Genomic DNA, 22077 nt, shown 5'->3' with positions numbered 1-22077 from the left:
GAGCGCCGATCTCATATCAACCGAACCAAGCACCTAATTTGTAATAGAGCCGACCCAATCAAAACTCAGAGCACATACTTCTCAATAGCCATTGCCACACCATCTTCACTATTAGTACCGGTGACAAACTGCGCGATCTCTTTCAATTCAGGGATGGCATTCCCCATCGCAACCCCCACTCCGGCATAGTTAACCATCGCAATATCATTACCCTGATCACCCAGAGCCATAACATTTTCCTGCGCGATACCTAGATAGTCTGCCAACATTTTTACACCAGTGCCTTTATCAACCCGTTTACTCAGGATTTCAAGATAATATGGCGCACTTTTCATGATGGTGAAGCGCTCAAAAGCCTCTGCTGGCATCATTGCTAAGGCGCGATCCAGTTTTTCTGGCTCATCAATCATCATCACTTTCGGGAAACGTAAGGTAGGGTCCATCTCTTCTATTGCACGATATTTCAATGGAATACCGGTCAATAGCACTTCATGCAGCGTATATTTGCTAATGTCTTTGTTGGCGGTATACAACGTATCAAAATCAAAAGCCTGGAAGCTAACATCCATTTCGCGCGATAAAGCCTCGAAATAGAGATAATCATCAAAACTGAGGGTTTCCTGCAAAATACATTCACCCGAGGCCGCTTTTTGCACTAATGCACCGTTATTACTGATGCAATAATCGCCACTGTTTTCCATATTCAATTCACGTAAATAACGTTGAACCCCAATATAAGGCCGACCCGTGGCTAACACCACGCAAACACCTTTGGCCCGAGCAGCATCAATGGCTTGCTTTACCCGTGGAGTGATTTCATGCTGTGAATTCAGCAACGTGCCATCCATATCGATAGCGATTAATTCAATAGCCATAGGGTCCTCTGATTTATTTAACTAATACTTCATGCTAACGCGATTCAGCGCCCAAATGCCAGTAAGTCAGTAAGTCAGTAAGTCAGTAAGTCAGTAAGTCAGTAAGTCAGTAAGTCAGTAAGTCAGTAAGTCAGTGTACTGTGCAAATGTCACTCAGGCAAAATCCACTCGGGAGCAATTATTAGGCAAAAAAAACCCAGAAGCAGCTTCCTGCTCTGGGCTTTCTATCTGATCAATAAACTACAGGATCAATAAGTTATCTGATTAGATATCAATATTCGCTGCACGTAACGCATTCTCTTCGATAAAGGCACGCCGAGGTTCAACCGCATCACCCATCAAGGTGGTGAATAGTTGATCTGCTGCGATGGCATCTTTCACCATAACCCGCAACATACGGCGGCTGGTTGGGTCCATCGTGGTTTCCCACAACTGCTCTGGATTCATTTCACCCAGACCTTTATAACGCTGAATAGCCAAGCCGCGACGCGACTCTTTAACTAACCATTCCAATGCATCTTCGAAGCTTGAAACCGGCACACGGCGCTCGCCACGTTCAACGAAAGCCCCTTCTTCGATTAGGCCACGTAACTTATCACCCAACAGACAGATCTTGCGGTATTCACCACCGTGGACAAAATCAAAGTCCAGATCATAATCGGTATCCACACCGTGGGTACGGATACGTAAGATTGGCTCGAACAACTGGCGTTCACGGTTTTCACGCACCACTGAACTGTAGCTGCTGCCATGCTGTTCTTTCTCGTTCAACAGCGCAACCAGCGAATCAATCCACTGCATCACCACCTCTTTATCGCTCAAATCCTCTTCTTTCAAGGTTGGCTGATAAATCAGGTTATTCAGCAAAGCACGCGGGAAGCGGCGTTCCATACGCGCAATCGTTTTCTGAACGCTATAATGTTCAGCAACCAGCTTCTCAAAATGTTCACCTACCAAAGGTGGTGCCTCAGCATTGATGTGCAATGCCGCACCATCCAGTGCCAGTGTCATTTGATACTGTTCCATCGCATCATCATCTTTGATGTACTGCTCTTGCTTGCCTTTCTTCACTTTATACAGTGGCGGCTGAGCGATAAACACATGGCCACGCTCAATAATTTCCGGCATCTGACGGTAGAAGAAGGTCAATAGCAACGTACGGATGTGAGAACCATCCACGTCGGCATCGGTCATGATAATGATATTGTGATAGCGCAGTTTGTCCGGGTTATATTCATCCCGACCAATGCCACAACCCAGCGCCGTAATCAACGTTGCCACTTCCTGCGAAGAGAGCATTTTGTCAAAGCGCGCTTTCTCGACGTTCAGGATTTTACCTTTCAGCGGCAAAATGGCCTGATTTTTACGGTTACGGCCTTGTTTCGCCGAGCCACCCGCAGAGTCCCCTTCCACTAAGTAGAGTTCGGACAACGCCGGATCACGTTCCTGACAGTCAGCCAGTTTGCCCGGCAAACCTGCCAAGTCCAACGCACCTTTACGGCGTGTCATTTCACGCGCTTTACGTGCTGCTTCACGAGCACGGGCTGCATCAATAATCTTGCCAACCACGATTTTGGCGTCGGTTGGGTTTTCCAGCAAATACTCAACCAACTTCTCGTTCATCAGCGTTTCAACCGCCGTTTTTACCTCAGAAGAAACCAGTTTATCTTTGGTCTGTGAGGAGAACTTAGGATCTGGCACTTTCACGGAAACCACCGCAATCAAGCCTTCACGGGCATCATCACCGGTGGCACTGATTTTCGCTTTTTTACTGTAACCTTCTTTATCCATATAGCTATTCAGGGTACGGGTCATTGCCGTACGGAACCCGACTAAGTGAGTCCCCCCATCGCGCTGTGGAATGTTATTGGTGAAACAGTAAATATTTTCCTGGAAACCGTCGTTCCACTGCAATGCCACTTCCACACCAATATCATCTTTCATGGTGGAGAAATAGAACACTTTCGGGTGGATCGGGTTTTTGTTTTTGTTCAGATACTCAACAAACGCCCTGATACCGCCTTCATAATGGAAGTGGTCTTCTTTGTCGTTACGGTTATCTTTCAGTTTGATTGACACACCCGAGTTCAGGAACGACAACTCGCGCAGGCGTTTAGCCAGAATCTCGTACTGGAATTCGATGTTATTGGTAAAGGTCTGGAAACTCGGCCAGAAACGCACGGTTGTCCCGGTCAGCTCAGTTTCACCTACCATTTTCAGTGGTGCCTGCGGCACACCCATTTTGTAGGTTTGTTCGTGAACTTTACCGTCACGGCGGATCACCAGTTCCAGCTTTTCAGACAGGGCGTTAACAACCGATACACCCACGCCGTGCAAACCACCGGAAACTTTGTACGAGTTATCGTCAAATTTACCGCCGGCGTGCAATACGGTCATGATGACCTCTGCGGCTGATACCCCTTCCTCGTCATGCATACCGGTTGGGATACCACGGCCATCATCCTGTACAGAAACCGAGTTATCCGAATGGATGGTAACGATAATTTCTTTACAGTGGCCAGCGAGGGCTTCGTCGATAGCGTTGTCCACAACCTCGAATACCATGTGGTGCAGACCGGTACCGTCATCAGTATCACCGATATACATGCCCGGACGCTTACGAACCGCATCCAGCCCTTTTAATACCTTGATACTTGAGGAGTCATAAGTATTCGACATCAACGTTTCTCGCTCATTTTTAATCCTGTGGTTGAACCTCTATTTTGCCATGTTCCACGCGGAACATCTTGCCCTTTTCGCCTACCATGTCAGTCACTTGTTCAGCACTCACTGCGCTGACAAAAACCTGTGCCTGGGTAGCCTTGAGACGCTCGGCCAATAATCGACGACGGCCGGTGTCCAATTCGGAAGCAAAATCGTCAAGCAGATACAGGCAACGCCGCCCGCTCTGTCGGGTGAGAAACTCACCCTGCGCTAACCGCAGTGCGCACATCAGCAACTTCAGCTGACCACGCGATAGCAAATCTTCTACCGGCGTACCATCAGCCCGAATACGGAAATCCGCTTTATGTGGCCCGATGGCGGTATAAGTTAGCGCGCGGTCACGCTCAAACTGGCGTTCCAACAACTCACCATAGTCACTCTCTTTATCCCAGCCGCGCTGGAAAGAGAAACTCAGGGCGAACTCTGGCAGGAACAGGGCGCATGTGGCTGAAATATCTGCCGCAATTGCACCGCTGTATGCCGCCCGCCACTCACTAATGCGTTCAGCCAACGGGATAATTTCCAGATCCCAAGGCCGAATTTGCGCATAGCGACTGACCTGGCGCAGCGCGGCGTTACGCTGCTTAAGTAATCTTTTTAGATTGCTCCAGGCCGTAAAGAAACCGGGTTCGTTATGAAAGCAACCCCAGTCTAAAAAAGCGCGCCGAAACTTAGGCCCGCCATTCAATAAGGTAAACCCTTCAGGGGTAATCAATTGCATTGGCAACAGTTGCGCCAATTCAGCCACTTTGTGGCCGTCAGTGCCATCGATACGTACCTTACTATCACCCTGTCGGCTTTTACTCAGCCCCACAGAGGATTCACGTTCATTCACGTCAACCCGGCCATGCAGCACAAACTCGGCACATTCGTGACGGATCACTCTACCGGCTTGTAAGCTACGAAAAGCCCTACCGTGACCAAGGGTATAAATCGCCTCCAGCACACTGGTTTTACCGCTACCATTGGGGCCAACTAAAAAATTAAACCCCGACGCCAGTGCCAAGTCTGCCGATTCGATATTGCGAAAATCTTTAATTAATAAACGCGTCAGAGCCATGCTTTACAAACGCATTGGCATGACAACATAAGCCGCAGCCTGACTGGCGCTGTCTTCAATCTGTACACTGGAAACCGAATCGGTCAATAACAGGCGCACATCCTCACATTTCAGGGCATTCAGCACATCAAGTACATAGCTGACGTTGAAACCAATTTCCATTTCCGTCCCATCATAGCTGACGTCCAGGATCTCTTCTGCTTCTTCTTGTTCAGGGTTATTCGCGGTAATCTTGAGCTGATTATGGCTGACATAGAGCCGAACGCCACGGAACTTCTCATTTGACAAAATTGCCGCACGAGCAAAAGCCTGTTTCAGCAAGTCACAACCTGCTTCCAGCGTTTTGTCCGGATTTTTCGGCAATACGCGGCGATAATCGGGGAAACGACCATCAACCAGCTTAGAGGTGAAAATAAAATCACCCACATGCGCACGGATGTTATTACTGCCAATTTGTAGTCGCAGCGGTGTATCACCCCCATCGAGTAACCTGACCAGTTCCATCACACCTTTACGTGGCACGATAACCGAATGCGAAGGTAATGTTTGCCCGATTGGCATTGAACATACCGCCAGACGATGGCCGTCAGTTGCGACAGTACGCAGCTCTTCGCCTTCGGTCTCAAACAACATGCCGTTCAAGTAATAGCGCACATCCTGATGAGCCATAGAGAACTGTGTCGACTCAATCAGACGCTTCAATGTGGCTTGCGGTAAGGTGAATTCCACCTCGCTCTGCCAATCATCCAGATTAGGGAAATCCGCCGCAGGCAAGGTAGACAGCGAGAAGCGACTGCGGCCGGAGCGCACCAGCAGGCGATCACCGTCCAGCGCCACCGTGATTTCCGCCCCTTCCGGCAAACCACGCCAGATATCAAAAAACTTCCGGGCAGGTACGGTGGTTGCGCCCTGTTCATGGGGATGAGACAGCGCCACGCGCGCTACCATCTCCATTTCCAGATCAGTACCGGTCAGCAGCAAAGAGCCTTCCGTCACTTGTAGCAACAAGTTACCCAGGATTGGCAACGTAGGGCGTCCACCCAGCGGGCTACTGACCTGTTGCAGCGGTTTTAGCAGATGCTCACGTTCAATGATAAATTTCATAGCGCTAGGAGGATAATGTTCTGATTAAGTTAGAGAAATCTTCTTTGATGTCGTGGCTTTCTTCACGCAATTGTTCAATCTTGCGGCAAGCATGCAACACCGTGGTATGGTCGCGGCCACCAAACGCATCGCCGATTTCAGGCAGGCTGTGGTTGGTTAGCTCTTTTGCCAGCGCCATCGCCATTTGGCGCGGGCGGGCTACCGAACGGGAACGCCGTTTGGAGAGCAGGTCAGCGACCTTAATTTTATAATATTCTGCGACAGTCTTCTGAATATTATCGATAGTAACCAGTTTTTCTTGCAATGCCAGTAAGTCACGCAGGGCTTCACGCACAAAATCGATGGTGATAGCCCGGCCGGTAAAGTTGGCGTTGGCAATAACACGGTTCAATGCCCCTTCCAGCTCACGCACATTGGAACGCAGACGTTTGGCAATAAAGAACGCGACTTCACCCGGCAAGCGAATATTATTTTCATCTGCCTTTTTCATCAGAATCGCAACACGGGTTTCCAGCTCCGGTGGCTCAATGGCAACCGTTAGCCCCCAGCCGAAACGCGATTTCAAGCGATCTTCTACTCCGTTGATCTCTTTTGGATAGCGATCTGAGGTCAGAATGATCTGCTGATTGCCTTCCAACAAGGCATTGAAGGTGTGGAAAAACTCTTCCTGTGAACGCTCTTTATTGGCAAAGAACTGAATATCATCGATTAATAAAGCATCAACCGAACGATAATAGCGTTTAAACTCTTCTATCGCGTTGTTCTGCAAGGCTTTCACCATATCTTGCACAAAACGCTCGGAATGCATGTAAACCACTTTGGCATTGGCTTTACGCGCAATGATGCCATTCCCTACAGCATGTAACAGGTGAGTTTTACCCAAACCTGTGCCGCCATAGAGGAATAATGGGTTATACGCTCCACCCGGATTGTCGGCAACCTGACGGGCCGCAGCACGCGCTAATTGGTTCGATTTACCTTCAACGAAGTTATCAAATGTGTGCTTCGGGTTCACATTCGAACGGTAAGAATGTTCAGGCTGAGCGGGTGAACTGTCCCAACTCGGGCGTACCGGTGCGCTGCGGGTAACCGGAGCAACAGGTGCGCTAACGCTGGCTGTAACTGGATGATTGTGTGCTCTTACCGCCGGCTTACTCCCTACTTCAAAACGCAGTAAAGGAACCTCGGAACCACAGAAATCATTAAGCAAGCCATTGATATTGTTTAAGTACTTATCACGGACCCAGTCCAGAACAAAACGATTAGGGGCGTAAAGCGCCAGAGTATTGTCACTCAGTTCCGCCTGTAGGGGGCGTATCCACATACTAAATTCTGTGGCAGGTAACTCATCCTGCAATCGGGCAAGACACTGCTGCCAAAGCGAAAGTGACACGGCGGACTCCACTCGAACAAGATCAATAAAAGAAAGAAATCAGGATTTTTTGTAACTCATCGTTTTTGACACACGCCAACATGGCCTGTAGCAAGCCAAAGTGACATGCGAACCGTTTTTCGGTTGTTTTACGACTCACATCCCCCAAGATCCTAGAGTAGTGATCCCAGAGTAGCGGATGCGATCGGAATGGCGGATCATAGCGCAAAAGGAGCAATAGATCCTCCCCTTCCTCACAGATTAGATCCTTTTTATCCACAGGGCATAACTTCTGTCGGGAGTGTAACCCAGCGCACAGCTTTTCGTGCCCCTCATCGTCAATGATCGCGAAATATTTCAAGATTCGCTACTATCTCCCTCCCCTTTCCCTGCAACAGATCGCGATTAATCCGCAAAGGATCTCACCGCGATCCTTGCGATTTGTCCGGGAGTCCGTATAATCCTCAGCCCTACGTGTGATGCCTGTGCTCTTGATGGCCTTGGCCAAAAAAGAAACCAGCGGTGAACACGGGCAGGCTCTTGGTAAACTCCCGATACAGAAAACTTCTGTGCGGGCGGGCGCAATGTCAATTGACTCAGGACTGTACAATTATTACAATCCCGCTTCTTTATATGTTGCGATTGAGGCGTCGGTGTTTCACTCCGAGCAGCCAAACGCGTTTACTGAATCAGTAATTATTTTAAGTTTAGGTAGAAATCGCTATGAAACGCACTTTCCAACCGTCCGTATTGAAGCGCAACCGTAGCCACGGTTTCCGTGCTCGTATGGCCACCAAAAATGGTCGTCAAGTTCTGGCTCGCCGTCGTGCGAAAAGCCGTACTCGTCTGACTGTTTCTAAGTAATAAAAGCTAACCATCTCAGTGGTTAAGCTAGCATTTCCTAGGGAGTTACGTTTGTTAACTCCCAGTCATTTCACTTTCGTCTTCCAGCAGCCACAACGGGCTGGCACGCCGCAAATCACCATCCTCGGCCGCCTGAACGAGCTGGGGCATCCCCGCATCGGTCTTACCGTCGCCAAAAAACATGTCAAACGTGCTCATGAACGTAATCGGATCAAGCGCTTAACCCGCGAGAGCTTCCGTTTACATCAGCATACGTTACCGTCTATGGATTTTGTTGTGTTGGTGAAAAAAGGCGTGGCTGACCTCGATAACCGTGCGTTAACGGAAGCTTTGGAAAAATTATGGCGTCGCCACTGTCGCCAGGCTCCCGCATCCTGATCGGGCTAATCAGGGGCTATCAGCTCGTGATTAGTCCGCTGCTGGGGCCGCGTTGTCGTTTCCATCCGACATGCTCTCATTACGGAATTGAGGCAGTGCGCCGGTTTGGTATGATAAAAGGCAGTTGGTTAACACTGAAACGCGTATTAAAATGCCACCCTTTGAACCCAGGTGGCGATGATCCCGTGCCGCCGAAACCCGACGATAACAGAGAACACTAACGATGGATTCGCAACGCAATCTTCTACTCATCGCTCTGCTGTTCGTGTCTTTCATGATCTGGCAAGCCTGGCAGGTGGACAACAGTCCACAACCAGCCGCTCAGACCACGCAACAGACTGCGAATACTGCTACCGGTGATAAAGCAAGCCAGGCTGTGCCAGGCAGTGGTCAGGGCCAATTGATTACTGTAAAAACTGATGTGCTGTCTCTGACCATTAATACCCGTGGCGGCGACATCGAGCAGGCTAACCTGCTGGCTTACCCGGATGCTCTGGGTTCAGACAAAACGTTCGAATTACTGGAAACCACCCCAGCGTTCGTTTATCAGGCGCAAAGTGGCCTGACCGGTAAAAGCGGCCCGGATAACCCAGCTAACGGCGAGCGCCCACTGTTTGAAACGCCTCAAACCAGCTTTGTATTGGCTGATGGTCAGGATGAACTGCGCATTCCATTGACCTTCACCGGTAAAGACGGTTCTGTTTTCATCAAGACCTTCGTGCTGAAACGTAACGATTACGCTATTGGCGTGGATTATCACGTTAAAAACGCCTCTGCTGCCCCGCTGGAGCTGACGCTGTTTGGCCAATTGAAGCAAAGCATCAACTTGCCTAAACACCGTGATACCGGCAGCAATAACTTTGCGCTGCATACTTATCGTGGTGCGGCTTACTCTTCTGATGAAACTAAATATAAAAAATACAGTTTTAGTGATATCGAAGATAAGAGCCTGGACATCACCACCAAAGGCGGCTGGGTAGCCATGTTGCAGCAGTACTTTGCAACCGCGTGGATCCCAACAGCTAACGAAACCAACACCTTCTATTCCGCTGACTTGGGTAACGGTTTGGCTGCCATCGGCTTTAAAGGTGCGCCTGTCGTTATTCAGCCGGGTGAAGCGAAACAACTGGGTGCCACCTTGTGGGTTGGCCCGGAAATTCAGGACAAAATGGCCGCTATCGCGCCCCATCTTGACCTGACGGTTGACTATGGTTGGTTATGGTTTATTTCTCAGCCACTGTTCAAACTGTTGAAATTCATTCACAGCTTTGTCGGTAACTGGGGCTTCTCCATCATCGTTATTACCTTTATCGTGCGTGGTATCATGTACCCGCTGACTAAAGCGCAATACACCTCGATGGCGAAAATGCGTTTGCTACAGCCTAAACTGGCTGCCATGCGTGAGCGTATCGGCGACGATAAGCAGCGTATGAGTCAGGAAATGATGGCGTTGTACAAAGCTGAGAAGGTTAACCCGCTGGGTGGCTGCTTACCGCTGGTCATTCAGATGCCAATCTTCCTGGCGTTGTACTACATGTTGATGAGTTCCGTTGAGTTGCGTCATGCGCCATTCATCCTGTGGATTCATGACTTGTCAGCACAAGACCCGTACTACATTCTGCCAATTCTGATGGGTATCACCATGTACTTCATTCAGAAGATGTCACCGACCACCGTGACTGACCCGATGCAGCAGAAGATAATGACCTTCATGCCAGTTATTTTCACTGTGTTCTTCCTGTGGTTCCCGGCCGGTCTGGTACTGTACTATATCGTCAGTAACCTGGTGACCATCCTGCAACAGCAGCTGATTTATCGTGGTCTGGAAAAACGTGGCTTACACAGCCGCGATAAGAAAAAACAGTCTTAACATGATAGATACCCCAGTCACTGGCAGACGTCAGTAACTGGGGAGAGCAGCTAACAAACGCTGCGACTGCAATTAAGAAGGGTATATGAGGCGGTCATAGCTATATGACCGCCTTATTCTTTTAAAGAGAGATATAACCATGAGCACCACTGATACTATCGTCGCTCAAGCAACACCGCCAGGCCGCGGTGGCGTGGGTATTTTACGTGTTTCAGGTCGTGCTGCCGCCACGGTTGCGCAAGCGGTTTTAGGTAAATTACCCAAGCCACGTTATGCCGATTATCTGCCGTTTAAAGATGTCGATGGCAGCACATTGGACCAAGGTATCGCTCTTTACTTCCCTGGCCCGAATTCCTTCACTGGCGAGGACGTGCTGGAACTGCAAGGTCACGGTGGCCCAGTTATACTGGATTTACTGTTAAAACGCATTCTGGCCCTGCCAGAGCTGCGTATTGCCCGCCCAGGGGAGTTCTCTGAGCGCGCATTCTTAAACGACAAGCTGGATCTGGCGCAGGCGGAAGCCATTGCTGACCTGATTGACGCCAGCTCAGAGCAAGCAGCACGCTCGGCGGTGAATTCATTACAGGGCGCATTTTCAGTCCGTATCCATCAATTGGTGGAAGCACTTACTCACTTGCGAATCTACGTCGAAGCGGCAATTGACTTCCCAGATGAGGAAATTGACTTTCTGTCTGATGGTAAAATTGAAGGCCAACTGAACGGCGTAATGGCTGAACTGGAGCAAGTGCGCACTGAAGCGCGGCAAGGCAGTTTGCTGCGCGAAGGGATGAAAGTGGTGATTGCTGGCCGCCCTAACGCCGGAAAATCCAGTTTACTCAATGCGTTAGCGGGGCGTGAGGCGGCAATTGTTACCGATATCGCGGGAACAACTCGTGATGTTTTACGAGAACATATTCATATCGATGGAATGCCACTGCATATCATTGATACCGCCGGCTTACGTGAAGCCGGTGACGAAGTTGAGCGCATTGGTATCGAACGTGCGTGGAACGAGATAGAACAAGCTGATCGGGTGCTGTTTATGGTTGATGGCACCACCACAGATGCCACTGAACCGGCCGCTATCTGGCCCGAGTTTATGGCGCGCTTACCCGCGACACTGCCGATCACTGTAGTACGTAATAAAGCCGACATCACCGGTGAAACCTTAGGTCTGACCGAAGTAAATGGTCACTCACTAATTCGCTTATCGGCCCGAACCGGTGAAGGTATTGACCTGCTGCGTAATCATCTCAAGCTGAGTATGGGCTTTACCAGCAACACCGAAGGCGGTTTTCTGGCCCGAAGCCGTCATTTACAAGCACTGGAAGCAGCAGCCCAGCATCTGGTACAAGGTCACGAACAGTTAGTAAGCGCTTACGCTGGGGAGTTGCTGGCGGAAGAGCTGCGTTTAGCACAACAGTCATTGAGCGAAATTACCGGTGAATTTAGCTCTGATGACTTACTGGGGCGAATTTTCTCCAGTTTTTGTATTGGAAAATGAGTGTGATGCTATAGAGCTGGAGCAGATTATCGCTAATTTTGATAATCTGGCTCTATGAGTCCGAACCGACGGTAGCTCGAACACTTAACTTTATTCATAAACTGAGGTATCCATGATTATAAAACCACGTGTACGCGGCTTTATCTGTGTGACTGCACATCCGGCGGGCTGTGAAGCTAACGTCAAAAAGCAAATCGACTATGTCACAGCAGAAGGTGCAATCGCTAACGGCCCAAAACGAGTATTAGTGATTGGTGCGTCAACTGGATACGGGCTGGCGGCTCGCATCACAGCAGCATTTGGTTGTGGTGCCGATACGCTGGGTGTGTTCTTTGAGCGCCCAGGTGAAGAAGGTAAACCCGCTACTTCCGGTTGGTACAATAGCGCGGCGTTCCACAAATTCGCCGAGCAGAAAGGCCTGTATGCGAAAAGCATCAATGGCGATGCGTTCTCCGATGAGATTAAACGACTGACAATTGAAGCTATCAAGCAAGACTTGGGTCAGGTTGATCAGGTTATCTACAGTCTGGCCTCACCGCGACGCACTCATCCGAAAACCGGCGAAGTATTTAACTCAACACTGAAGCCAATCGGTCATGAAGTTAAATTCCGCGGTCTGGATACTGATAAAGAAGTTATCAAAGAGATTGTGCTACAACCGGCAAGCCAAACCGAGATCGACAATACGGTGGCCGTAATGGGCGGCGAAGACTGGCAGATGTGGATTGATGCTCTGTTGGAAGCAGGTGTGCTGGCTGAAGGTGCGCAAACTACGGCCTTTACTTATCTGGGCGAAAAAATCACCCATGATATCTATTGGAACGGCTCTATTGGCGCGGCCAAGAAGGATTTGGATCAAAAAGTTCTGGCTATCCGCGACAGCTTGTCTGCTCATGGCGGCGGCGATGCCCGTGTATCTGTACTGAAAGCGGTGGTAACTCAAGCCAGTTCTGCTATTCCAATGATGCCACTGTATCTGTCATTGCTGTTCAAAGTGATGAAAGAGCAAGGCACTCACGAAGGCTGTATCGAGCAGGTTTATTCCCTGTATAAAGACAGCTTGTGCGGTAATGCGCCACACCTGGATGCAGATGGCCGCCTGCGCGCTGACTACAAAGAACTTGCCCCGGAAATTCAAAACCAGGTACAAGCGTTGTGGGATCAGGTGACCAATGACAATATCTACCAACTGACCGACTTTACCGGTTATAAGACTGAGTTCTTAAACCTGTTTGGTTTCGCCGTCGACGGTGTAGATTATGACGCTGACGTTAATCCTGATGTGAAAATTCCTCATCTGATTCAGGGCTAAACTCAGGTTTATACCCGCTGCGGATGGCTGCGCGGCGGGTAACCCCATCATTAATAACCCTTTCTTTACCCTCTTCTGATTTTTAGCATATCAGCCGTACATCATTAAACCTTAAAACCACTGATCACACTTTCCAACTGTAGCGTTTGATCCTGCATCGCTTGTGCCGCAGCGGCCACTTGCTCCACCAATGCTGCGTTTTGTTGTGTCGAGTTATCTAGCTGATTAATCGCCAAATTAACCTGATCGATGCCCAAACTTTGCTCGCGACTCGATGACATTATCTCATTCATTAACGTTGCAACATTGGACACCCCGCCCATCAGGTTATCCATTGTCGTCCCAGCATCGGCGACCAAACGGGTACCGGTGGCAATATCGGCCACCGAGTCTTCAATCAGCTTTTTAATTTCACGGGCTGATGTTGCTGAACGCTGTGCCAAATTGCGAACCTCAGACGCGACCACGGCAAAGCCACGGCCTTGCTCACCCGCCCTTGCCGCTTCTACCGCCGCGTTTAGCGCCAGAATGTTAGTCTGGAAGGCGATGCTATCAATCACACTGATGATATCGACGATTTTCTTCGATGAATGATTGATTGAACCCATCGTATCCACCACCTGTTTCACCACGGTACTGCCTTTCACTGCCACCGTGGAGGCATCTATCGCCAATTGGTTAGCATGACTGGCATTATCCGCATTTTGTTTCACCGTGCTGGTGAGTTCATCCATTGAAGCGGCAGTTTCTTCAATCGAACTGGCCTGATCTTCAGTTCGGGCCGATAAATCCAGATTTCCACTGGCGATTTGGCGCGAAGCCGAGGCAATAGCCAGGCTACTTTCACCTACTTTCCGCATCATTTGCTGCAAATAGTCGATAAAATCGTTGAAACTCTGGTTAATAGCATTGAACTCCGGACTACTGCTTTGTGGCAAACGTTGGGTTAAATCCGCGCCCCCCGCAGACAGTGCGGTAATATTCTCTTTCAATGCCGCTAAGCGCTTCATAAATACGCGGATTGAAAACACTAAAAATAACAGCAATAACAACATAATAGGAATCTGCACCAGACCTAAATGCAGCAAAATACCGTGGCTTTGCTTAACCAACAGGCTGGTCGGCAAATCTGTCACCAGATACCACGGGCTATTGGCGATCGGGCGGATAAACAGAGTGTGGGAAGTCCCTTCAACGTCAAATTCACTTTCCAGTGATTTCTGGTCTTTCATCTGAGCCAACAACCGCTGTGTTTCAGTCGCCATTGGTGAGCTGGCGGCAACGTCGGATAGATTTTTTAATTCGGCTTTACCGTCTGCCAGAGCACTACTACCAACAATCTTGCCATCGGCTTCGACAATCAGAATCGTGCCATTCACTTTCTGCTCCATTTCTTTAACCAGGCGATTAAAGAAGCCCAAAGTGACATCAATGGTAGATACACCATATACCTCGCCACCTTTATAAATCGCCATTGCGCAGTTAGTTCGCGGCTGCGGGCTGGCATCATCCTGATACGCTTTAGCCCAGGCACAGAAGCCTTTCGGGGCATTTAAACCCTCTTTGTACCACGGTTGTTCGAAATAATTTTGTGATTCTGGCGAATTCCAATGAGTGTTAACCGTTAACTTATTTTCGCCATTACGGGCAAAGAACGTACTGAACTTCATCACCCCTTGCTCACGCTTATTAGGTAATGGCCAAATACCGCCACCAAACACATTACTGTCGCCATACTGATCCACCAGGCCCGGTAATAACTGATCGATAGTATTGCTGTCCATAACAGCGACCGCCTGCGTAATACTGCGCGCTTGCGCTTCCACTTTATTCATTTGCGCGGTGATTGCCGTTGCGATTTGGTCAACGCTATTGCCAACAATGGTACTTTCAGATTGTTTGAGTTGTGGTGTCACAAAAAGCTGAATAACCACCACAGTGATTATCAGTAACAGAATAAAAAACGCACTGACGAGTAAGGTAAATCGGGCTTGTGTGGTTTTTAGCATTATCGTGTCGCTCAGTGAAGGGAACTGGATAGCTCCACATCTATTAACGGCATTTCGCACGCAGACTTGATAACGGCCAGAAACGATTTTTCTTGTTTTTATCCTGTGATCACAATTTCAGTGCAATAAATCCACAACTGATACTTATTTAAGTGAAATTTAAAGGGGTAACGGAGCAGATAGTGATTGTTTTATCGCACGCGTTTGCCCAGTGCAGGTGGTGCCCATTGGGGGTTTCCTCTTCCCCCCGTACATGTTATCAATAGCCACTTTCTTTTGTGCGGATGCTGCTAAATGGCCATTAAAATCACTGCCTGGCTTATCCTGACCCTGATATCCACTCTCTGGCTGGGCTGGTATGGCTTAAATGTGCAGCAAGCTGAGCGCGAAGCTGATTTTCGTATTACTCACCGCGAATTAAGCCAGCAATTAGCCCAGCAACAGGCCATTTTATTTTTGACACTCGAACCGAGCCAATTGACGCAACTTCAACGCCACTTCCCGCAGTTGGTGGCGATCAGCCAATCCAAAGCGGACACATCAACCGCCGGCCGGTTAACGCTGAAAACTCACGCCGGGGATTACCAACTCTCTAACTCTTACAATGGCAGCGGCTTGCAAATTAATGGCTTAAAGTTGTTACAGGCTGTTGGTTTACCTAATCATTTCGACAGCATCACATTACGCTATCAGCAACATCCATTAGCGGTTCTGGGCGATGCAAATGCAAACAGCTTATGGCAATGGAAAAAGCCACTGGGAGAGGGTGCCCAATCCTTCACTTTAACCGGCCAGGCCACCCCTCTTTGGCGCGATTTACCGTGGTTAACCGCTCTGCTGCTGTCACTCTTATGGGGAGCCGTTATCTATGGCTGGCAGCGTTGGCAGCAATTGGCACAATACCGCAACCGCGCCGAACAACGGGCTAAATTCGCCGATCAAGCCAGACTTAATGCGATGGGTGAAATTGCAACCGGTATCGCCCATGAGCTGAACCAACCCCTTACAGCGACACTTACGTATAACCAAACCGCCCTGCGGTTATTATCAGCACAAGACGAAAAAATCACCCCGCTGCTACTGGCTTCCGTTGAGCAAATAAAACGCATTTCGGCACTGCTAGAACGGCTGCGCACCTTACTCAGTCGTGGGCAGGTGAATTTACAACCGGTGGTGGTAGCTGATATCTGGTTACGCGTTAATACCTTATTAAGCAATGAGATAACGGCCAGTAAAGTCACTGTTATAAACAGTATTCCGGCGAATTTACCCCCTCTACAGGCTGATCCTTTATGGCTGGAGCAAATCCTGCATAACTTGCTCAGTAACGCGATCCATGCGGTACAACACACCCCAACACCACTAATTTATTTCACTGCCAGCCTGCAACCACAGCAATGGCTAATCCAGATAGAGGATAACGGGTCGGGGCTGAACAACCAGCAATTGGATAACCTGTTTACGCCATTTTTTACCACCAGAGAGAGTGGATTAGGGCTGGGCTTGACGTTGTGTGAAACATTGGTACAACGGATGGGCGGCGACATCAAAGCGGCGAATAGTGAATATGGCGGAGCCTGCTTTACCCTAACCTTTCCACTGACAACAGGAAGCGCACATGACTAAGTATATTTATCTGATTGACGACGACGACGGTGTGCGCGCCGCATTAGCAACGTTACTGGCAACAATGGGTTGGGAAGTTAAAACGTTCAGTAATGGCCAGCAATTCCTCGATGCCTTGGCGGTCACGCAACCCAGTTGTGTACTGCTGGATATCCGCATGCCCGGTAAAAGCGGCATGGTGGTACTGGAAACGATTCAAAACCGTGATAGCACTCTTCCGGTCATCATAATGACTGGGCACGGTAATATTGAATTGTGCCGCCGGGCCTTTAAAGGCGGCGCTCTGGAGTTTTTGACCAAACCGATTGATGCCGATGTCCTGATCGAAACCGTCAGTATGGCGCTGGAGCAGCATGAACAATCGCTGACAGCCCATAAGCAGCGGGAGAGCTATCAACAGCTATTCAACCAACTCTCTGCTCGCGAGCGGGAAGTTGCCACCCTGATTATTCAAGGGGAAACCAGCAAACAGATTGCCCATACATTGTCGCTGTCTCCACGAACGGTTGAGGCTCACCGCGCGAATATCTTTGCCAAGCTAGAGGTCAACTCGCTGGCATCACTGATTCATCACTATCACTTATCCGCCCTATAATCCCCAAAGCAATTGACGTTGCAGGTAGGCAGCCAGTGAACTCATCCCGATGAGCTTACTTATTTTAAAGTCAAAACCAGTAAGTGATTCGGGTGCGCGAACGCAGCTAACACCCCTGCGGCGTCAAGTGCGCCAATAATCCCCAAAGCAATTGACGTTGCAGGTAGGCAGCCAGTGAACTCATCCCGATGAGCTTACATAAGTAAGTGATTCGGGTGCGCGAACACAGCTAACACCCCTGCGGCGTCAAGTGCGCAGGGGATAGGTAGAAATACCTAGTAAAACGGGTAGTTAGCCGAATGTTTTTTCACCACTTTTCGCCGTAGCATAGCGTTACTGTGATGAATTCACGTCGCTAACAATAAGGATTTTATATGATCAAGCCCATTGCCCTGACCTCCGCCTTATTCATCGGCCTGATAACTCAAGCCTCTGCTGCGGGTCTGAATACTGAACGCAATATCTCTCTGGCGCTGGCCACCGATGTGGCAAGCCGCACCCTCGCCATTTGCCAGGCGGATGGCTATAACGTTGCGGTTACCGTCGTTGATCGTGCTGGCATCATCAAAACTGTGCTGCGTGCGGATAATGCTGGCCCACATACGGTAAAAGCCAGTGAACAAAAAGCCTTTACCGCGCTATCGACTAAAACCCCCAGCGGGCAAGTGATGGAAAACAGCCAGAAGACGCCTGCGGCCAATAACCTGAAAGATATTCCCGGCTTCTTGCTATTAGGTGGCGGAGTACCGGTGAAAGCAGGCGATGAAGTGGTGGGTGCGATCGGTGTTGCTGGCGCGCCCGGTGGGCACCTGGATGCACAATGTGCCACAAAAGCACTGGAGCAAATCAGCGCTCAGTTAAAAGCATAAGATGATAACGACAACGCCCCCTGCCTCAGTGTCGAAAAAGGGGGCGTTTTGTGATCAGTGATCGACAAACGCAATTTTCAGCACAAACAGTAGCGCCACTACCACTACGCATGGGCTGATTTCACGCCAGCGACCAGTACCCAACTTCATCAGGCAATAAGAGATAAATCCCAATGCGATCCCTTCAGTAATAGAGAAACTAAACGGCATCATTACTGCGGTAACAAATGCCGGAACCGCTTCGGTCAGGTCATCCCATTTCACGCGGGACAAGCTGGATGTCATCAGCACGCCAACATAAATCAACGCACCGGCTGCGGCATAGGCAGGCACCATTCCGGCCAATGGCGAAATAAACATCACCAGCAGGAACAAAATGCCCACCACCACGGCGGTTAAGCCGGTACGACCCCCGACAGAAACCCCAGAGGAGCTTTCAATATAAGCCGTCACTGATGATGTCCCAATAAAGGCACCGGCTACCGAGCTGATGCTGTCCACATACAGCGCTTGTTTCATGCGTGGGAACTTACCTTTATGGTCGGTTAAACCGGCTTTATCCGTCACACCAATCAATGTGCCGGATGAATCGAACAGGTTAACCAGCATAAAGGAGAAAATGATCCCAGCCATACCAACATTCAGCGCACCGGCTAAATCCACCTGCCCGACCACGGAGGTCACACTTGGCGGCATGGAGAAGATGCCCGAGTATTGGACATCTCCCAGCGCCCAGCCAATCAGCGTGGTTACCACAATCGACACCAGCACCGCAGCATGGATATTGCGAGAGGCCAGAACCGCGATAATAAAGAAGCCCAGCGCCCCCAACAGCACACTGTGAGAGGTCAGATTTCCCACCGCGACTAATGTATCCGGGTTTGCCACCACGATACCGGCATTTTTCAGCCCCATCATAGCAATAAACAGGCCGATACCACTGGTGATCCCCACCCGCAGACTCAGCGGAATGTTAGCAATCATCCAATATCGGATGCGGAAAATGGTGAGCAAAAGGAAACCGATTGCGCCCCAGAAGATAGCCCCCATGCCGACTTGCCATGAAATACCCATCGCGCCAACCACCACAAAAGCGAAGAAAGCGTTAAGCCCCATCGCCGGAGCCAGTGCTACCGGTAAATTAGCCAATAAGCCCATAAAGATGCTACCAAAGGCGGCAATCAGGCAGGTGGTGACGAAAACAGCCCGCACATCCATACCCGCAACCCCTAAAATCTGTGGGTTTACAAACACGATATAGACCATGGTCAAAAAGGTAGTGATACCGGCAATCAGCTCAGTACGTGCCGTGGTGCCGTGCTGTTTCAGTTTAAATACACGTTCGAGCAGCCCCTGCTCAATATCAAGATTTGGTTTACTCATTCGACGAGTTCCACAAAAGGGAGTAATTGTTGGGGATATCCTATAACAAAAAAAACATTGTTTAGAGCGAGATCACACTCTTTTTGGCTATTTTTTATCTTCACTGTTGCGCAACAGGCGGTTTAATATTAACCATGTGGCATTCAACTTATTGAATTTTATTCAGTTGATATTAATGATGTTACTAAACTGGTCATTAAACATCGCATTCTTACTCAGGATGATTAAAGTGGGATGAAAGACAAACGGTATGGTTAAAAGGAGAATTGAGTGAACCAAATTGAATGTGTCATGTTCGATTGCGACGGCACCCTGGTAGACAGCGAGGTCCTGTGCTGCCAGGCATACGTGGTGATGTTTGCCCATTACGGTATTCACCTGTCGCTGGAAGAGATGATTAAGCGTTTTAAAGGGGTGAAACTGAATGAAATAGTCGCGTTGGTCAGTCAAGAAAATGGTCTGGATGAATCAATAGCAGCTCTGGAAAAACTCTACCGCGCCGAGGTCGCTCGTTTATTCGATGCCGAATTGCAGCCTATTGATGGCGTAAAAGCGCTGTTGGAGCACATCACCGTGCCGGTCTGCGTTGTCTCTAACGGGCCGGTGAGCAAAATGCAGCACTCTCTTGGCCTGACCGGGTTGCTATCATTCTTTGATACCCGCCTCTATAGTGGCTATGACATTCAGCGCTGGAAGCCTGATCCGGCACTAATTTATCATGCGGCAAAAGAGATGCATGTCGCGGCCGAGCACTGCATTTTAGTTGAAGACTCTGCCGCCGGCACCCATGCCGGAATAGCCGCAGGGATACCGGTGTATTACTACTGCGCCGACCCGCATAACCCGCCCATTCACCACCCGTTGGTCACTATGTTTGATGATATGCATCAGCTGCCCGATTTATGGCGTGACAGAGGTTGGCAGATCACGCGTAATTAACTTACCGATAATGCAGGTTTATTACGCCACCAGCGCCATGACCGTTTAATGGCGCTTTGATTTTTAATGGTATTTTTCGGGCTGAAACGGCGATTAAGGCCATTTGCCAGCAAGTCCAGCGTCAGACATAAAACAAAATAAACCAACGCGACAAACAAGAACACTTCCATCGGATAAACCATGCTACGGTTATTAACCTGAGTGGCCAAAAATGTCAGTTCATTCACCCCAACGATATAAGCCAATGAGGTATCCTTTATCAATGAAATCCATTGATTAATAAAGGATGGCACCATCATACGTAAGGCTTGTGGTAAAACAACAAACCACAAAACCTGCCAGCGATTGAACCCCAATGACAAACCCGCCTGCCACTGACCTGCACCGATGGCGATAATTCCCGCTTTCACCGCATGAGCCAAATACGCCGATGCAATCAGTGCCAATGCGCACACCACCGTGGTGATTTCCGGAATATCCACACCAAATACCATCGGTAGCAGGAAGTAAGTCCAGAAAATCAACATAATCACAGGAATAGCGCGGAAAAACCCTAAAACTGCCGCCAAAACCCCCGCCCAAACACCACGGGACATCGCCAACGCCACGCCCAGCGCCGTGCCTAAGATTGCCGAAGCCACCCCAGCCAACAGGCTGATCAGCAACGTTAATGCCGCCCCACCTAATGGGCCATCAGGAAAAGTGCCCCACAACAGATAAGTCCAGTTATCGGCGATAATGGTAAAATCCATCTCAGAACCCCTTAGCAGCGGTTCGCTGCTGACGCCACATGCCCCAAGCCTCAATCAACGCAATAATCGCGATATACAACACCGTCGCGACACCAAAAGCCTGAAATGTTCTTAGCGTTTCGGTTTCAACCTGACGAGAGGCATAAGAAAGCTCAGCCACCCCAATAGCCATTGCTAACGACGAGTTTTTAATAATATTCATATATTGGCCCAGTAACGGCGGCATCGCTATCTTCAACGCCTGCGGCAACACCACATGGCGCATGGCCTGCCATCCCGTCAACCCCAATGCATGGGCAGCATACTTTTGCCCCTTCGCCACCCCGCTTATCCCCGCGCGCAACTCTTCAGCAATAAATGCCGTGGAATAACAGGTCAACCCGATAAAACCGGCCAAGAATTCAAAAGAAGGCCAGCCGAGGGTTAACCCGAAAAATGTTATCTCATGGGGAGTATTAAGCCAGGGTATCCAGGATGCGGGCAGTAACTGGCTGGCAGCGAAATACCAAAAGAACAGTTGGATCAGCAGCGGCGTGTTGCGAAATAGCGTGCTGTAACCTATCGCAAGCCATTGCAGCCCGTTGAGTTCACTGTCTCTGGCGGCTGCCAGCAAAAAACCTAACAATGTCGAGGCCACCACTGTGCAGGCAGAAATCCACAACGTCAGTAGAAAACCGTGCCACAACCAGCCGAGATATTGCGGAGCCAGCAGCCAATCAGTGAGGTGATGTAGATTCATAGGATTTTAGGCCTATCTCTGCTTGACACCTTAATAGAGTGTTTTTTAGGCATACAATAAAATCCATTTTTTACTATTAGATACCTATGAGTCATAACCTTA

General features: G+C 49.3%; 19 protein-coding genes. 10 read left to right on the top strand and 9 right to left on the bottom strand.

Annotated features, from left to right (window positions below; genetic code table 11):
* Positions 1-65 precede the first annotated feature (65 nt).
* The 5 genes from yidA to dnaA all read right to left on the bottom strand — a co-directional run bounded on the left by yidA (position 66) and on the right by dnaA (position 7156).
* Positions 66-875 (bottom strand): sugar-phosphatase, encoded by an 810-nt coding sequence (gene yidA, locus YALDO0001_RS13250; protein WP_004703906.1) that lies wholly within the window; start codon positions 873-875, stop codon positions 66-68.
* A gap of 264 nt (positions 876-1139) precedes the next feature.
* Positions 1140-3554, bottom strand: coding sequence for a DNA topoisomerase (ATP-hydrolyzing) subunit B (gyrB, locus tag YALDO0001_RS13245; RefSeq protein ID WP_004703905.1), 2415 nt, complete (start codon positions 3552-3554; stop codon positions 1140-1142).
* A 19-nt stretch (positions 3555-3573) separates the two neighbouring features.
* Positions 3574-4659: a DNA replication/repair protein RecF gene (recF, locus tag YALDO0001_RS13240; protein WP_004703904.1), complete on the bottom strand. Its 1086-nt coding sequence runs from the start codon at positions 4657-4659 to the stop codon at positions 3574-3576.
* A 3-nt stretch (positions 4660-4662) separates the two neighbouring features.
* Positions 4663-5763, bottom strand: a complete 1101-nt coding sequence (gene dnaN, locus YALDO0001_RS13235) for a DNA polymerase III subunit beta (RefSeq protein ID WP_004703903.1) — start codon at positions 5761-5763, stop codon at positions 4663-4665.
* Between the two features lie 4 nt (positions 5764-5767).
* Entirely contained in the window at positions 5768-7156 is a 1389-nt protein-coding gene (gene dnaA / locus YALDO0001_RS13230) for a chromosomal replication initiator protein DnaA (protein ID WP_004703902.1), read from the bottom strand.
* Positions 7157-7858: 702 nt separating this feature from the next.
* Here dnaA and rpmH point away from each other — a divergent pair.
* The 6 genes from rpmH (at position 7859) to fabV (ending at position 13063) form a co-directional block, all read left to right on the top strand.
* Positions 7859-7999, top strand: coding sequence for a 50S ribosomal protein L34 (rpmH, locus tag YALDO0001_RS13220; RefSeq protein ID WP_004393543.1), 141 nt, complete (start codon positions 7859-7861; stop codon positions 7997-7999).
* 18 nt (positions 8000-8017) lie between these two features.
* The gene (gene rnpA / locus YALDO0001_RS13215; protein ID WP_025380108.1) at positions 8018-8377 is read left to right on the top strand and encodes a ribonuclease P protein component; all 360 of its coding nucleotides are present in this window, start codon (positions 8018-8020) and stop codon (positions 8375-8377) included.
* Positions 8341-8598 (top strand): membrane protein insertion efficiency factor YidD, encoded by a 258-nt coding sequence (yidD, locus tag YALDO0001_RS13210; RefSeq protein ID WP_042840038.1) that lies wholly within the window; start codon positions 8341-8343, stop codon positions 8596-8598. The genes rnpA and yidD overlap by 37 nt, the downstream gene beginning before the upstream one ends.
* Before the next feature lie 2 nt (positions 8599-8600).
* Positions 8601-10247 carry a membrane protein insertase YidC gene (gene yidC / locus YALDO0001_RS13205; RefSeq protein ID WP_042547361.1) on the top strand — a complete coding sequence of 549 codons (1647 nt, stop codon included), beginning with the start codon at positions 8601-8603 and terminating at the stop codon, positions 10245-10247.
* 139 nt (positions 10248-10386) lie between these two features.
* A complete protein-coding gene (mnmE, locus tag YALDO0001_RS13200) occupies positions 10387-11751 on the top strand; it encodes a tRNA uridine-5-carboxymethylaminomethyl(34) synthesis GTPase MnmE (protein WP_004703897.1) in 1365 nt (454 codons plus the stop codon).
* Between the two features lie 112 nt (positions 11752-11863).
* On the top strand, positions 11864-13063 hold the full coding sequence (gene fabV / locus YALDO0001_RS13195) for an enoyl-ACP reductase FabV (protein ID WP_004703896.1): 1200 nt from the start codon (positions 11864-11866) through the stop codon (positions 13061-13063).
* A gap of 104 nt (positions 13064-13167) precedes the next feature.
* Here fabV and YALDO0001_RS13190 read toward each other — a convergent pair whose 3' ends face one another.
* The gene (locus tag YALDO0001_RS13190) at positions 13168-15072 is read right to left on the bottom strand and encodes a methyl-accepting chemotaxis protein (protein WP_004703895.1); all 1905 of its coding nucleotides are present in this window, start codon (positions 15070-15072) and stop codon (positions 13168-13170) included.
* A 294-nt stretch (positions 15073-15366) separates the two neighbouring features.
* Between YALDO0001_RS13190 and YALDO0001_RS13185 the strand changes: the two genes are divergently transcribed.
* The 3 genes from YALDO0001_RS13185 (at position 15367) to YALDO0001_RS13175 (ending at position 18162) form a co-directional block, all read left to right on the top strand.
* Entirely contained in the window at positions 15367-16698 is a 1332-nt protein-coding gene (locus tag YALDO0001_RS13185) for a sensor histidine kinase (RefSeq protein WP_004703894.1), read from the top strand.
* On the top strand, positions 16691-17293 hold the full coding sequence (locus YALDO0001_RS13180; RefSeq protein WP_042840036.1) for a response regulator transcription factor: 603 nt from the start codon (positions 16691-16693) through the stop codon (positions 17291-17293). Before YALDO0001_RS13185 ends, YALDO0001_RS13180 begins: the two co-directional genes overlap by 8 nt.
* A 374-nt stretch (positions 17294-17667) precedes the next feature.
* Positions 17668-18162 carry a GlcG/HbpS family heme-binding protein gene (locus YALDO0001_RS13175; RefSeq protein WP_004703892.1) on the top strand — a complete coding sequence of 165 codons (495 nt, stop codon included), beginning with the start codon at positions 17668-17670 and terminating at the stop codon, positions 18160-18162.
* A gap of 54 nt (positions 18163-18216) precedes the next feature.
* On the opposite strand, the gene YALDO0001_RS13170 is transcribed toward YALDO0001_RS13175, so the two are convergent.
* Entirely contained in the window at positions 18217-19545 is a 1329-nt protein-coding gene (locus tag YALDO0001_RS13170) for an NCS2 family permease (protein WP_004703891.1), read from the bottom strand.
* Between the two features lie 270 nt (positions 19546-19815).
* On the opposite strand from YALDO0001_RS13170, the gene yieH reads away from it, so the two are divergent.
* Positions 19816-20484: a 6-phosphogluconate phosphatase gene (gene yieH / locus YALDO0001_RS13165; RefSeq protein WP_042840034.1), complete on the top strand. Its 669-nt coding sequence runs from the start codon at positions 19816-19818 to the stop codon at positions 20482-20484.
* Here yieH and YALDO0001_RS13160 read toward each other — a convergent pair.
* Both YALDO0001_RS13160 and YALDO0001_RS13155 read right to left on the bottom strand, forming a co-directional pair.
* Positions 20481-21236, bottom strand: a complete 756-nt coding sequence (locus YALDO0001_RS13160; RefSeq protein WP_004703890.1) for an amino acid ABC transporter permease — start codon at positions 21234-21236, stop codon at positions 20481-20483. The two genes, yieH and YALDO0001_RS13160, sit on opposite strands and share 4 nt — an antisense overlap.
* 1 nt (position 21237) lies before the next feature.
* Positions 21238-21975 (bottom strand): amino acid ABC transporter permease, encoded by a 738-nt coding sequence (locus tag YALDO0001_RS13155; RefSeq protein WP_004703889.1) that lies wholly within the window; start codon positions 21973-21975, stop codon positions 21238-21240.
* Positions 21976-22077: the final 102 nt, after the last annotated feature.

Source organism: Yersinia aldovae ATCC 35236 (assembly GCF_000173735.1).
Taxonomy (GTDB): Bacteria; Pseudomonadota; Gammaproteobacteria; order Enterobacterales; family Enterobacteriaceae; genus Yersinia; species Yersinia aldovae.
Note: the sequence above shows the minus strand (reverse complement) of the source record. Positions and strands in the feature narration are given on the sequence as shown.

Excerpts from the sequence above, each read along its gene's own strand:
- yidA (WP_004703906.1), bottom strand. The coding sequence starts at position 875 with ATGGCTATTGAATTAATCGCTATCGATATGGATGGCACGTTGCTGAAT.
- gyrB (WP_004703905.1), bottom strand. The coding sequence starts at position 3,554 with ATGTCGAATACTTATGACTCCTCAAGTATCAAGGTATTAAAAGGGCTG.
- recF (WP_004703904.1), bottom strand. The coding sequence starts at position 4,659 with ATGGCTCTGACGCGTTTATTAATTAAAGATTTTCGCAATATCGAATCG.
- dnaN (WP_004703903.1), bottom strand. The coding sequence starts at position 5,763 with ATGAAATTTATCATTGAACGTGAGCATCTGCTAAAACCGCTGCAACAG.
- rpmH (WP_004393543.1), top strand. The coding sequence starts at position 7,859 with ATGAAACGCACTTTCCAACCGTCCGTATTGAAGCGCAACCGTAGCCAC.
- yidD (WP_042840038.1), top strand. The coding sequence starts at position 8,341 with ATGGCGTCGCCACTGTCGCCAGGCTCCCGCATCCTGATCGGGCTAATC.
- yidC (WP_042547361.1), top strand. The coding sequence starts at position 8,601 with ATGGATTCGCAACGCAATCTTCTACTCATCGCTCTGCTGTTCGTGTCT.
- mnmE (WP_004703897.1), top strand. The coding sequence starts at position 10,387 with ATGAGCACCACTGATACTATCGTCGCTCAAGCAACACCGCCAGGCCGC.
- fabV (WP_004703896.1), top strand. The coding sequence starts at position 11,864 with ATGATTATAAAACCACGTGTACGCGGCTTTATCTGTGTGACTGCACAT.
- YALDO0001_RS13190 (WP_004703895.1), bottom strand. The coding sequence starts at position 15,072 with ATGCTAAAAACCACACAAGCCCGATTTACCTTACTCGTCAGTGCGTTT.
- YALDO0001_RS13185 (WP_004703894.1), top strand. The coding sequence starts at position 15,367 with ATGGCCATTAAAATCACTGCCTGGCTTATCCTGACCCTGATATCCACT.
- YALDO0001_RS13180 (WP_042840036.1), top strand. The coding sequence starts at position 16,691 with ATGACTAAGTATATTTATCTGATTGACGACGACGACGGTGTGCGCGCC.
- YALDO0001_RS13175 (WP_004703892.1), top strand. The coding sequence starts at position 17,668 with ATGATCAAGCCCATTGCCCTGACCTCCGCCTTATTCATCGGCCTGATA.
- YALDO0001_RS13170 (WP_004703891.1), bottom strand. The coding sequence starts at position 19,545 with ATGAGTAAACCAAATCTTGATATTGAGCAGGGGCTGCTCGAACGTGTA.
- YALDO0001_RS13160 (WP_004703890.1), bottom strand. The coding sequence starts at position 21,236 with ATGGATTTTACCATTATCGCCGATAACTGGACTTATCTGTTGTGGGGC.
- YALDO0001_RS13155 (WP_004703889.1), bottom strand. The coding sequence starts at position 21,975 with ATGAATCTACATCACCTCACTGATTGGCTGCTGGCTCCGCAATATCTC.